Consider the following 12,886-nt stretch of genomic DNA (forward strand, 5'->3'; position numbering starts at 1 on the left):
GTTCAGGCCGAAGCGGGGGTCTGGGGGCGGCAGCCCCCAGGGACCGGGGTGGAAGGGGCAGAGCCCCTTCAAGGACGGGACGGGTAGGGGCAGCGGGGGCGAGAACCCTCCCGCGCACCCGAAGGACCACCCCAACCACGACACCTGCCGCCAACAAACCCGCGCCCCCACCACCCACCCCAGGGACAATGACCCGGTGCGGTACAGAATCCTGGGCGTCACCCAGGCGGAAGACGACCAGGGCACCGTCGTACCCGTGGGCGGCCCCCGCCTCCGCGCCCTGCTCACGGCCCTCGCAATGCGCCCCGGCCGCATCACCACCCCCGACACCCTGATCGACGAGATCTGGCCCGGCACCCCGCCCCAGGACGCCCCCGCCGCCCTCCAGGCCCTGATCGCCCGCCTGCGCCGCACCCTCGGCAAGGACGCCGTCAGCTCCGCGCCCGGCGGCTACCGACTCACGGCGACGCCGGACGACGTGGACCTCTTCGTATTCGAACGCCTCGTTCACCAGGGCACCTCCGCCCTGGCCGAGGGTGACCCGTCCACCGCCGCCCAGACCCTCGGCACCGCCCTCGCCCTGTGGCGCGGCCAAGCCCTCGCCGACCTCCCCGACCGCGGCACCGCCGCCACCCGCCCGGAGGCCCTGCGCCTGGAGGCGACCCGCGCGCGTATCGAGGCGGACCTGCGACTGGGCCTCGGCCGGCAAGCCGTACCCGACCTGAAGGAACTGACCGCGGCACACCCGTACGACGAACCGCTGCAGGCCCTCCTCATCCGCGCCCTGCGCGACACGGAACGCCCGGCCGACGCCCTCGCCGCATACGAAACCGCCCGCCGCTCCCTGGCCGAAGGCCTGGGCACCGACCCAGGACCGGAACTCCGGGCCCTGCACACAGAGCTGCTGACACGGGCGACCCCTGAACCGGGGGCGGGGTCTCAGCGGGACTTCGGGACACGCCCCCAGCGGAACGTCGCGACGAAGACCCCGCCGGACCCCGTGTCAAAGCCCCCGCTGCAACCCACCCCGCACATCGCCTCCCCACCACCCCCGCCCCCACCCCCATCTCCACCGCACCCGCAGCCCCCCGAACGCACCGGCAACCTCCGCCCCCGCCTCACCTCATTCGTGGGCCGGGAACTCGAACTCGACGCCATCCGTTCCGAATTGCACAGGGCCCGACTGGTCACGCTCACCGGACCGGGCGGCTCTGGAAAGACCCGCCTCGCCGAGGAAGCCGCCGCCGGCCTCCCCCAGGCATGGCTCGTCGAGCTCGCCCCGCTCGACCGGCCGGAGGCGGTGCCTGGCGCGGTGGTCAATGCGCTCGGTCTGCGCGAGACCGTGCTCATAACCAACGAGCTCACGGCCCCGCAGGACGACCCGGTCGCCTTGCTGATCGAGTACTGCGCCCCGCGCAGCCAACTCCTGCTCCTTGACAACTGCGAACATGTCATCGGCGAAGCCGCCACCCTCGCCGAGACCCTCCTCACCCGCTGCCCGGGCCTCACGATCCTCGCCACCAGTCGTGAACCCCTGGGCGTTCCCGGCGAGTTGGTCCGCCCGGTCGAGCCCCTGCTCCCCGACCAGGCGCACCGCCTCTTCGCGGAGCGCGCCGCGGCCGTCCGCCCCGACGCCGAGGCCGTGCTGCGCGACGAGCGCGACCGGGACGCCGTCGCGGAGATCTGCCGCCGCCTCGACGGACTTCCGCTCGCCATCGAGCTGGCGGCGGCCCGGCTGCGGCTGCTCAGCCCTCGCCAGATCGCCGACCGGCTCGACGACCGCTTCCGCCTCCTCACCTCCGGCAGCCGTACGGTCCTGCCCCGCCAGCAGACCCTGCGCGCCGTCGTCGACTGGTCCTGGGAGCTGCTCGACGAGCGGGAGCGGACGGTGCTGCGCGAGGTGTCCGTCTTCGCGGGCGGCTGGGACCTCGAGGCGGCGGAGGCCGTGTGCACCGGTCCGGTCGCGGACCTCATCGGCGCACTGGTCGACAAGTCCCTGATCGTGGCCACCCCGTGCGAGCGGGACGGCTCCGGCGGCATGCGGTACCGCATGCTGGAGACCATCCACGAGTACGCCGTCGAGCGCGCCGCCGAGCTCCCCGAGCCGCGTCTCGCGGCCGAGTACCGGCACCGCGCGTGGGTGCGCGCCCTCGTGGAGAAGGCTGACCCGCTGCTGCGGTCCGCCGGTCAGCTCCCGTGGGTCTCCCGTCTGGAGACCGAGCTCGACAACATCCGCGCGGCCCTCGACCACGCCCTCACGGCGGGCGACGAACCGGATGCCACGGCCATCGCCCTCGCCATGAGCTGGTTCTGGTGGCTGCGCAACTACCGTGTCGAGGGCGCGGCCTGGGTCGAGCGGATTCTGCACCTGTGCGCCACCGTGGACGTCTCAGGCCCCGGTGCCCCTCCCGGGGGGCCTCCCGTTCCCCCTCCCACTGCCCGTCCCACCGCTCCCACCGCCGCCCCGCTGGATGCCCTCCTCGCCGCCCCGGCCGAACAGGTACACCACCCGAGGCACGGGCCACGGATGAGCCTGCGCATGCTGCACCTGTTCCTGGCCATCGAGTTCGAACCGGTGGAGCACTGGCAGGACGCGCGACGCAGGCGGTACATCGAGCGCGTGCGGGCCCACTTCGCGCTGGGCGGCCCGGCGGCGGCCCGCATGCCCGGCATGGTCTGGCCGCTGACCCACTACCTCCTGGGCGAGACGGCGGACACCCGTCCCGTCATGGATGCCGCGCTGGCCAACTGCCGCTCGTACGGCGGCGACTGGGAGGTCGGCTGCATCCTGATGTTCCGCACGCACATGCTCGTCGACTCACAGGGCGGCATGGCCGATGTCGACGACGACCTCGCCGAGCTGCGGATCCTCAGCCGCCGGGCCGGTGACCGTTGGATGCGGGCCCAGGTGTGCAGCGCGGCCGGCGAGACGGCCACGGTGCGCGGTCGCTTCGAGGAGGCCAAGGGGCAGTACGAGGAGGCGCTGCGCCTCGCCCACGAGGTGGGTGCGTACACCGAGACCCCGTTCCTCATCGCCCGGCTGGCCGAGATCGCCTACCGCTCGGGCGACCGTACGGCCGCGTTGACGTTGCTGGACGAGGCGAGCGCCGTGGCCGACCGGTACGGCGTGGCGGACTCACGAGCGTTCGTGCTGCTGATGCGTGCCCAGATCGCGCTGGACGACAAGGACACCGCCCGTGCGCGCGAGCTGTGCGAGGCGGCACGTGTGGAGACTGAGAACGCCACACCACCGCCGCAGTTCGTTGTGATGCTGAACGTGGCCGACGCCCTGACCGTGACGGCGGAGTCGGGCCCGGAGCACGGTCTGCCGCGGCTGGTCGACGCTCTGCGCCTGGCCGTGGAGAAGCGCTGTGCCGACGTGATCACCGCGACCCTCACGGACGCCGCCGCGGACCTGCTGACCCGCCTCGGCGACCACGCGCCCGCGGTACGTCTGCTCGCCGCCTCGGAGCACTGGCGCCGTGGCAATCCACGCCTCCAGCCGGAGCGCGCGCACGCCGATCGGGCCGAGGCCGCCGCCCGCACCGCCCTCGGCGCCGAACGGTTCAGCGCCGAGTACACCCGGGGCATCGCCCTCACCCACGACGACGTCCTGTACGACCTCGCCGAGGCCGTGCGCGGCCTCCGGCTCCCTGCCGAGCAGGCGCCGTAAGCCTGCGCCCCCGGCTGGACGGTCCTACACGCAGCTGAACTTCGACTCAGCCCAGTCCGCCAACAGCAGGGTGTCGAAGGCGCTGTGCGGCTCGACCACCAGCCGGACGGTCTCCCGCCCGGTGAGGTTCACATGGACGGGCACGGCCGGGTCCCCGCCCTCGACGGCCGCGGACCGCCACAACCGGACGCCGTCGGCGTACACCGAGAAGCGGAACTTGCCCAGCCCCAGCGTCGAGTCGTCGACGCCGGCCATCGCCGTGTAGGCGGAGCACTCCCGGTTGAGGTCGATGGTGACGGAGGACCGGCCGTGCACGGTGACCCCGTTCGCGTACCGCTCGTCGCCGATCGACACGCCGTACCGCTGCCACACCCAGCTGCTCTCACCGATCCGCATCTCGGGCTCGGTGCCGTCGCCGGTGATGTCGTACGACAGCTCGCTCCACCGGTAGTCGACCGGCGCGGGCGGAGGCGTCGGAGTCGGCGTGGGGGTGGGTGTCGGTGTCGGGGAGGGCGTGGGCGTCGGACTGGGTGTGCGGGTGGGTGGCGAGGCCGGTGTCGGGGTTGCCTCGGGATGGTCGGCCGGAACGATCGCCGGCGGTTGCGGGGTGGGCTCCTTCTCCGTCGGCTCCGTGGGCTGCGTCGGCTCCCTGGGCTCCGTGGGCTGCGTCGGATCCGGCGGCTTGGGCGTCGGTGTCTCCTCGACGATGGGGGAGGGCACGGGGGGCTGCTTGGCGTCCTGTTTGTCGGCCGGCGTCTCGTTGCCGGCGAGCGCGAGCACGATCGCCGCCACCACGCCCACGGCGACCACACCGGCCGCGATCCCGGCCTTCAACGGCGCCCCCAGTCCCTCGGAGGCCGCCGCACCCCCTCCGGAGCTCGCCCCGCCGGACGAACCGCCGCCCGCCGCGGAGGCGCCAACTGCACCGGCCGCACCCGCCCCTGCGCCACCGGCGATGAGCCCGGCCGCCTTGGCGTACCCGGCGGCGCCGAACCAGCCGATGACCGCGACCGGCACGACGGCCGGGATCCCACCGGCGACTTCCTTGATCTGGAACGCGGCCAGGCGGCACTTGGCGCACTCCTCCAGGTGCTTGCGCATGCCCCGCTCGGCGCGGGCGCGCAGGCTGCCGCGGGCGTAGGCACCGAGCCGGTCGGCATGACGGGCGCACTCCTCGTCGCTGGCGAGGCTGGCGCTGACATGAGCCTGGAGGTAGGCCTGCTTGAGCCCTTCGCGGGCGCGGCTGGCGAGCACGCGCGTGCCGTTGGCGTCGAGCCCGAACAGCGTGGCGACCTCGCTCGGCGACTCGTCCTCGACCTCGGTGTGCCACAGCACGGCCTGCCAGCGCTCCGGCAGCGACCGGAAGGCCTGCATGGCCATGGACTGCTCGGCCTGTTGCATCGCCCGTACGTCCGCGCCCAGGTCGACCGTCTCGTCGTCGGACACCTCGGCGACCCGTGTGGACTGCGCGGCGAACACCGCGAAGTCGTCGACCAGTTGCTCCCGCCGCGCCGACTTCGTCCAGTCCGCCGCGGCACGCCGGATCGAGGTGAGCAGATAGGCGCGTACGGCGTGCTCGGGACCGGAGCCGCGGCGTACGGCCTGGAGCATGCGGGCGAAGACCTCGGCGGTGAGGTCGTCCGCGGTGTGGGCGTCGCGACAGCAGGTGCGCGCGTACCGGCGCACCGCTCCCGCGTGGCGCCGGTACAACTCCTCGTAGGCGGTGTCGTCGCCGGACCGCATCCGACCGATCAGGTCGGCGTCCGACGGCGGAAGTTCGCGCGCCGGCAGGTCGGGGGACGGCAGCTCGCGGGGCGGAGGCAGCACGCTGTCCTCGCGGCGGTCGCGCTGCGCCGGGACGCTGCCCTCCGAGCGGCCCTGTGGGCGCCCCTCCACGGGGTCGCCGCCCGGCGGGAGGTCCGCCCGTCCGCCCTGACTCGGCACCTGAGGAGTCGCCGAGTCACCGTCACCGCGTGACTCGTCCCACCCGTCAACGCTCATCGCGGAAAGCCCCCGCCGCCAGCTCTACCAGTCCCGGACACCGGGTCAGGGTGCCATATTGGCTTTTGGTCAGGACCCACGCGTACGGACATCCACTCGTCCGTGGGGACTTCCCGCAACGCAGTACTGGCGCCCGCACCTGCGGGGAAGACTCAACCAGCGTTCACCGCAGTGGTGTTCGAGGCGAGGCTGTGCAGCACCCCGCCTCGCAGGCACCTTCTTCGAACGGTCACCCCTTCGAAGTAACTCTTTCGAAGTCACTCCTTCGCAGTCACGGTCACCGCCACAGCGTTGCGGGTCCCCCGGCTCACGCCTGCGGACGCGAGCGCAACCCCTCCAGCAGGATGTCCAGCAGCCGAGCCGAGGCCGCCGCCTGCTGCGCCGCGTCCGGCAGCGAGGGCGCCGCCGTCGCGATCACCAGCAGGACGTCCGACACCGACACGTCGGCCCGCAGCTCGCCCGCCGCGCGCGCCCGCTCCACGAGCTGGCCCACCACGTCGAGCAGCGCCGCCGCCCCCGCGTCGTCCACCGGGTCGACCGGCGCCGCCGCAGGCTGGTCGGGCACCAGCCGCAGTTCACCGACGCCCGGCTGCATCCGCTGCTGCGGCACCCGGGCCTCGTCGAGCGCGCCGCCGTCCTCGGCGACGCCGACCCGCAGCACCTGCGGCGGCAGCAGCCGGCCCGCGCCGGAAGCCACCGACGTGCGCAGGAAGCGGGAGAGCGCCGACCACGGCTCGTCCTCCTGACCGAGCGCCGCACGTGCCTGGTCGGTCAGCCGGGAGGTCTCCTCCTCGGCTATCCGCCGCACCAGGACGTCCTTGCTCGGGAAGCGCCGGTACACCGTCCCGACGCCGACCCGCGCGCGCCGCGCCACGTCCTCCATCGGCGCGCCGTACCCCAGCTCGCCGAAGACCTCGCGCGCCGCACGCAGCACGTGCTCCAGATTGCGCTGTGCGTCCACGCGCAGCGGCGTCGTACGCGAGGCGTCCCCGCGTCCGTTGCTCGCAGCCGCGCTCATCGTGCCGCCCACCCCGCCACTCGGTGTGATGGTGGTTGCGGAAGACCATCGAGAATCCTGAACATGCATAAGCGATCCCCCGGTAATGACGTCTCCCCCCGGAGACTCCCCGTCATTGCAAAGCCGGAGCGTCGCGGAACAAGCCCGGACAACGAGTCCGTTCCGTGTGACTCACGGACCCGATGAGCGCATCCCCCTACACCCCGTCGACACACGAACATAGTTGAGAGGGAGTCAATTCAGAAGGGGCAGGTTCCGCACGGAGCGCCCCTCGATCGGAGTACGAGTCGTTTACGTCCGGATTGCGCCACGTGTGATCCCCCAGCACATACTCGCTGACCTGCGGATCTTCCCCGCACTCCGGCAATTCGGCCAAATCGCGGCGCCGGCGATCTCCGGTCACACAAATGGTCGAGCCTGTGGACAAACGCAAGCGTCGGGTGCGTCATGGGATGGTGAAGGAACGTGCGCGCATTCTCGTTGTCGGCGGCGGCTACGTCGGGATGTACACGGCCCTGCGTCTCCAGCGGAGACTGCAACCGGAACTCGGCCGGGGCGAAGCAGAGATCACGGTCGTCACACCCGACCCGTACATGACGTATCAGCCATTCCTCCCCGAAGCGGCCGCCGGGTCGATCTCCCCGCGCCATGTGGTCGTACCGCTGCGCCGCGTCCTGCCCCGCTGCCGGGTCATCATCGGCGAGGCCACCGCCATCGACCACGCCAAGCGCACCGCGACCCTCACCACCCTCGCCTCCGAGGAGGAGGGCACGGGCAGCGAACAGCTCTCCTACGACGAACTCGTCCTCGCCCCCGGCTCCATCGCGCGCACCCTCCCCATTCCCGGTCTCGCCGACCACGCCATTGGCTTCAAGACCGTCGAAGAGGCCATCGGCCTGCGCAACCACGTCATCGAGCAGATGGACATCGCCTCCTCCACCCGCGACCCCGCGATCCGCGACGCGGCCCTCACCTTCGTCTTCGTCGGCGGCGGATACGCCGGCGTCGAGGCGCTCGGCGAACTCGAGGACATGGCCCGCTACGCCACGCGCTACTACCACAACGTCAGCCCCGAGGACATGAAGTGGATCCTCGTCGAGGCCTCGGACCGCATCCTGCCCGAGGTCGGCGAGGACATGGGCCGCTACACCGTCACCGAACTGCGCCGCCGCAACATCGACGTACGGCTGCACACCCGCCTGGAGTCCTGCGCGGACCGCGTCGCCGTCCTCAGCGACGGCGCCCGCTTCCCCACCCGTACGGTCGTCTGGACGGCAGGCGTCAAACCCCACCCGATCCTCGCCGCGACCGACCTGCCACTCAATGAGCGCGGCAGGCTGAAGGGCACGCCCGAGCTGACGATCGAGGGCACCACGCACGCGTGGGCCGCAGGAGACGCCGCCGCGGTCCCCGACGTCACCGCCGCCGAGCCCGGCACGGAGTGCGCCCCCAACGCGCAGCACGCCCTGCGCCAGGCCAAGGTGCTGGGCGACAACATCGCGCACGCCCTGCGCGGCGAACCGCTGGAGACCTACGCCCACAAATACGCCGGTTCGGTCGCCTCCCTCGGTTTCCACAAGGGTGTCGCACAGGTCTACGGGCGCAGGCTCAAGGGCTACCCTGCCTGGTTCATGCACCGCGTCTACCACCTCAGCAGGGTGCCGACCTTCAACCGCAAGGCCCGCGTCCTGGCCGAATGGATCCTCTCCGGGCTCTTCAAGCGGGAGGTCGTCTCCCTCGGTTCACTCGAACATCCCCGTGCGGAGTTCGAACTCGCGGCCGGTGGAAAGCATCCCCTCGACCCGGAAGACGACCCGAAGGGGTCGTCCTGACCGGACCCAGGAACTCCACCGACCGGGCAGGCGTCAGACGGGTGTCGGCCAGGTCGGCCGCACTGCCAGACTGATCCCCGAACCGATCCCGACCACAAGGCTCTCCCCACAGTGCCGCAACCCGGGGCGTCACCCCACAGACCCCCGGCCGGGTCCGGAGCTGGCCGAAGACGACGACGAGGCAAGGATTCGTGAACTTCACGCGCTGGAGCGCCCGGCTCCCCGGAACGCAGCGCCGCGCCGCAGCGCGGACCGAACCCGCGGCAGCGGTTGCCCAGGACCGCCGAGGAGAGAGCCCGGGTGCCGTCCCCGCGGCCCGCGCCGAACACCTCACCGACGAGGCCAAGCCGATCCCCGCCGTGGACGAGCTGCCGGTCCGAGAGGTCCTCGACCGCGTCCCGGCCCTGGTCGCCCTCGTCCACGGCCCCGACCACCGCCTCGCGTACGTCAACGACACCTATGTCACGGCCTTCGGCGTACGCCCCCCGGGCGAACCGGCCCGCGAGGCCCTCCCCGAGCTCGCCGAACTGGGCCTGCTCCCGCTCCTCGACCAGGTCCTGCGCAGCGGCAAGCCGCGCACCCTCAAGTCCCGCAAGGCCCCCGACGGCCGCTCCTACACCTTCACCTGCACACCCGTGACCGAGGGCGACGGCGGGGTCCTCATCTTCGCCACCGACGTCACCGACCACGCGGAAGCCGCCGAACGCCTCCGCGCCAGCGAACGCCGCCAACGCGAAACGGCCGTCACCCTCCAGCGCTCCCTGCTCCCTCAGGAGCTGGAGGAACCGGACGACCTGCGCATCGCCGCCACCTACCACCCCGGCGGCACGGAAGCCGCGGTCGGCGGCGACTGGTACGACGTGATCACCCTCGGCGGCGGCCGCACGGCCCTGGTCATCGGCGACGTGATGGGCAGAGGAGTACGAGCGGCGGCAGTCATGGGCCAACTCCGTACGGCGGTGAGGGCCTACGCCCGCCTGGACCTCCCCCCGCACGAGGTGCTCCAGCTCCTCGACGGCCTGGCGACAGAAATCGACGCCAACCAGATCGCCACCTGCGTCTACGCCATCCACGACCCGAACGAGGGCCGCCTGATCTACGCGTCGGCCGGCCACCTCCCCATCCTGGTCCGGGACGAGACGGGCGCAGTCCAACGAGCCGACGAACCCACCGGCCCGCCCCTCGGCACCGGCGGCTGGATGCATGCGTCGGGCTCGATCCCCCTGAGCCCCGGCTCCACCGCGGTCCTCTACACCGATGGCCTGGTGGAACGCCGGGACGAGGACCTGGACGAGGGAATCGCCTCCCTGGAACGCGCCCTGGCCGGGGCGACGGGCACCCCCCAGGTCATCTGCGACCGCCTCGTCCGCAGCGCAGGCGTCACAGCGGACCACGACGACGACGTGGCGGTCCTGGTCCTTCAGCACCCGGCCCGCACGGGCCCCGACGGCGACCTCTTCCGCAACGCCGCCCTGGAACTCCTCGGCGGCATCGAAGCGGCCCCCCGCGCGCGTGCCTTCGCCTCCGGCGTCCTGACCAGCTGGCGCTTCCCGCCCGAGCTGCACGACCTGGGCGTCCTGGCGGCCAGCGAACTGGTCGCCAACTCCCTCCAACACGGCACCCCGCCCATGCGCCTGCGGCTCCGCCGCACCGACCGCCGCCTGATCATCGAGGTGACGGACGGCGACGACCACCTCCCCAGACGCCGCCGAGCGGAACCGGCCGACGAATCCGGCCGAGGCATCGCCATCGTCGCAACCATCGCCTCGGCCTGGGGCTCACGCCGAACACCGGGCGGCGGGAAGGCGGTGTGGTGCGAGTTCGCACTGCCGAAGACGGCCTGAGCATTCCGGCCCGTCCGGCGTTTGAGGACGAGGCCGTTCAGGCCGAAGCGGGGGCCTGAGCCTGCCCCGCAGCCGACGCAGTCCCCTGCGCCACCACCCGGCTCTTCCCCACCGACGGCCGATCCTGCACCGCACTCAGCTCCCGCCCCAACCGCACGGCGAGATACGTGATCCCCAACGAGAACAACAGAAACGTCACCACGTACGGCCCATGCAGCGAAGCGCCCATCGGCCCGCCCACAGCCGGCCCCACGGCCAGCGCAAGCTGCTTGACCAGCGCAAACGCCGAGTTGTACTGCCCGGCCATCCCCTCCGGCGCCAGATCCGCCACCAGGGGAGCAACAGTCGGCGACAACATCGCCTCACCCAGCCCGAACAACGCATACGTGGAAATGAAGGCGGCCGTAGCCATCTCCTGGCTACCGTGACCGAGCCCGGCATACCCCGCCGCAAGCCACGCCACGGCCCAGATGAGCCCGACCGCCGCGATCACCCGCGACCGCCTCCGCCGCTCGACGAACTTCAGCACGGCGAACTGAGCCACCACGATCATCGCGGTGTTGGCCGCAAGCGCGGTCCCGAGCGCCGACGTGGAAACCCCGGCCGCCTCGACCCCGTACGCACTGAGCCCCGACTCGAACTGTCCGTAGCAGGCGAAGAACAGCACGAAGCCCAGCACAGACAGCTGCACCATGGCCCGGTTCTGGAGCAACTGCTTCCAGCTCCCCTTGGCGGACTCAGCCGTCGGCGTCCCCTCGATCCGCGGCGCCCGCGGCATCCGCACCGTCACCATCACCACGACGAGCAGCAGGAACATCGCCGCCTCGATCGAGAACAGCAGAGTGAAGGACGAGACGCTCGAAGCGTCGACCAGGTGACCACCGATGAGCCCGCCGACCCCCAGCCCCAGGTTCTGCAGGAAGAACTGCATCGCGAACGCCCGCGACCGAGTCTCCGCAGTGGAGCAGTCGACGATCATCGTCGCGAGCGCCGGCTGCATCACGGCCTGCCCCGCACCGAGCGCGGCCGCCGACAGCAGTACGGACACGGCACTACCCGCGAGCCCCAGGCTCAGTGCCCCGAGCGCCGCGGTGACCAGGGCGGCGACCAACACCGGCAGCGGACCCCGACGGACGATCGCCCGCCCGGCAAACGGCAGCACGACCAGCGCGGCCACGGCGAAGACGGCGAGGACGAGCCCCGCCGTCATGGCACCCAGCCCCCTCACCTGCGCCACATAGACGTACAGGTAGGGGACGGTGAAACCGAGCCCGAACGCGCTGAGTGCGTTGCCCACGTGGATCCGGCGCATCGCTGCGCCCATCGCCCTGGTCACGTTCACCTCTCTCGTATCTCTCAGATGCAGATCCGAAGACTTCGAACCTAAACTTCGAAGCTAAACTCTACACATCGAAGGACTTCAACGCCAAGCGAGCCCGTGCCATACTCGGCCCATGGGCGACACCCCGGGCATCAGCGAACCGACACTCGAAGAACAGATCGCCGCCTACCAGCGCGAGTTCCAGGACCTCGACCCCCAGGTCGAGAAGGTCGTCTCGGCGCTCTCCCGCCTGAACCGCCGCATGAACGTCGCCTACGGCCGCCAGACCGCCGCCCTCGGCATCAGCAACGCCGAGTGGGAGGTCCTCAAGGCCCTCGTCCTCTCCGGCGCCCCCTATTGCATGGGCCCCAGCGACCTCGCCAAGGGCCTCGGCCTCACCCCGGCGGCCATGACCCACCGCATCGACCGCATGGTCGCCGAGGGTCTGGTCACCCGGGAGCGGGACGAGTCCAACCGCGTCCGCGTCATCGTCGAGCTGACCGCCGAAGGCAGGGAGAAGTGGCTGGAGGCGATGCGGCTCGCGTCGGTCTTCGAGGAGGACCTGCTCCAGGACCTCTCGGCGGAGGAGCGCGCCACCCTGGGCGAGGTCCTCACCCGCCTGCTCCGCAGGGTGGAGCACGCCCAGCCGGACGCCGGCGGACGCCTCAGCGACCTCGACTGACGCGTGGCCCGGCCGCGCAACAAAAGATCTTGACAAGGGGCGCTTGACAGCCCCCTGGCCGATCCGTAAAGTTCTTCGGGTTGCCACCGAGCCGTAACGGTTCTGCGGCAGCACCTCCCGCCGCGAAAGCGGCAAACCAAACCACCAGCACGATCTCCCTCCCGGGTCGATTTCGGCATGCCCGAATTCAATTCGAATTGGGACTCGGCGGCCCGATTGGGAATCGCCGAGCGGATCCGCTAAGGTTTGAGACGTCGGAACGGCCCAACAGCCGGGAAGACAAGCCCCGCTGACTGGGGGTCAGGCCCGAAAGGATCTGATAGAGTCGGAAACGCCGGAAAGGGAAACGCGAGAGCGGAAACCTGGAAAGCGCCGAGGAAATCGGATCGAGAAAAGGTCTGATAGAGTCGGAAACGCAAGACCGAAGGGAAGCGCCCGGAGGAAAGCCCGAGAGGGTGAGTACAAAGGAAGCGTCCGTTCCTTGAGAACTCAACAGCGTGCCAAAAATCAACGCC

Annotated in this window: 7 protein-coding genes; 4 read left to right on the forward strand and 3 right to left on the reverse strand. The window is 71.4% G+C overall.

Translation table 11 applies throughout. The features are described from left to right. Positions 1-196 precede the first annotated feature (196 nt). Complete coding sequence (locus ACWGDB_RS41520) at positions 197-3,673, forward strand: AfsR/SARP family transcriptional regulator (RefSeq protein WP_453827230.1); 3,477 nt, start codon at positions 197-199, stop codon at positions 3,671-3,673. Between the two features lie 24 nt (positions 3,674-3,697). Here ACWGDB_RS41520 and ACWGDB_RS41525 read toward each other — a convergent pair whose 3' ends face one another. After that, positions 3,698-5,674 (reverse strand): sigma-70 family RNA polymerase sigma factor, encoded by a 1,977-nt coding sequence (locus tag ACWGDB_RS41525; RefSeq protein ID WP_453827231.1) that lies wholly within the window; start codon positions 5,672-5,674, stop codon positions 3,698-3,700. A 307-nt stretch (positions 5,675-5,981) separates the two neighbouring features. Next, on the reverse strand, positions 5,982-6,761 hold the full coding sequence (locus tag ACWGDB_RS41530) for a TetR/AcrR family transcriptional regulator (protein WP_453827232.1): 780 nt from the start codon (positions 6,759-6,761) through the stop codon (positions 5,982-5,984). A gap of 383 nt (positions 6,762-7,144) precedes the next feature. On the opposite strand from ACWGDB_RS41530, the gene ACWGDB_RS41535 reads away from it, so the two are divergent. Both ACWGDB_RS41535 and ACWGDB_RS41540 read left to right on the forward strand, forming a co-directional pair. Then, positions 7,145-8,524: an NAD(P)/FAD-dependent oxidoreductase gene (locus ACWGDB_RS41535; protein ID WP_453827233.1), complete on the forward strand. Its 1,380-nt coding sequence runs from the start codon at positions 7,145-7,147 to the stop codon at positions 8,522-8,524. 191 nt (positions 8,525-8,715) lie between these two features. Next, positions 8,716-10,368 (forward strand): ATP-binding SpoIIE family protein phosphatase, encoded by a 1,653-nt coding sequence (locus ACWGDB_RS41540; RefSeq protein ID WP_453827234.1) that lies wholly within the window; start codon positions 8,716-8,718, stop codon positions 10,366-10,368. A 37-nt stretch (positions 10,369-10,405) separates the two neighbouring features. On the opposite strand, the gene ACWGDB_RS41545 is transcribed toward ACWGDB_RS41540, so the two are convergent. Further along, positions 10,406-11,680, reverse strand: coding sequence for an MFS transporter (locus ACWGDB_RS41545; protein WP_453827235.1), 1,275 nt, complete (start codon positions 11,678-11,680; stop codon positions 10,406-10,408). Between the two features lie 142 nt (positions 11,681-11,822). On the opposite strand from ACWGDB_RS41545, the gene ACWGDB_RS41550 reads away from it, so the two are divergent. Further along, complete coding sequence (locus ACWGDB_RS41550; protein ID WP_369271988.1) at positions 11,823-12,371, forward strand: MarR family winged helix-turn-helix transcriptional regulator; 549 nt, start codon at positions 11,823-11,825, stop codon at positions 12,369-12,371. Positions 12,372-12,886: the final 515 nt, after the last annotated feature.

This window comes from Streptomyces sp. NPDC055013 (genome assembly GCF_053608645.1).

What these genes read in the sequence shown, in the direction of transcription:
- ACWGDB_RS41545 (WP_453827235.1), bottom strand. Translation starts at nt 11,680, where the DNA reads ATGCGCCGGATCCACGTGGGCAACGCACTCAGCGCGTTCGGGCTCGGT.
- ACWGDB_RS41530 (WP_453827232.1), bottom strand. Translation starts at nt 6,761, where the DNA reads ATGCATGTTCAGGATTCTCGATGGTCTTCCGCAACCACCATCACACCG.
- ACWGDB_RS41550 (WP_369271988.1), top strand. Translation starts at nt 11,823, where the DNA reads ATGGGCGACACCCCGGGCATCAGCGAACCGACACTCGAAGAACAGATC.
- ACWGDB_RS41525 (WP_453827231.1), bottom strand. Translation starts at nt 5,674, where the DNA reads ATGAGCGTTGACGGGTGGGACGAGTCACGCGGTGACGGTGACTCGGCG.
- ACWGDB_RS41535 (WP_453827233.1), top strand. Translation starts at nt 7,145, where the DNA reads ATGGTGAAGGAACGTGCGCGCATTCTCGTTGTCGGCGGCGGCTACGTC.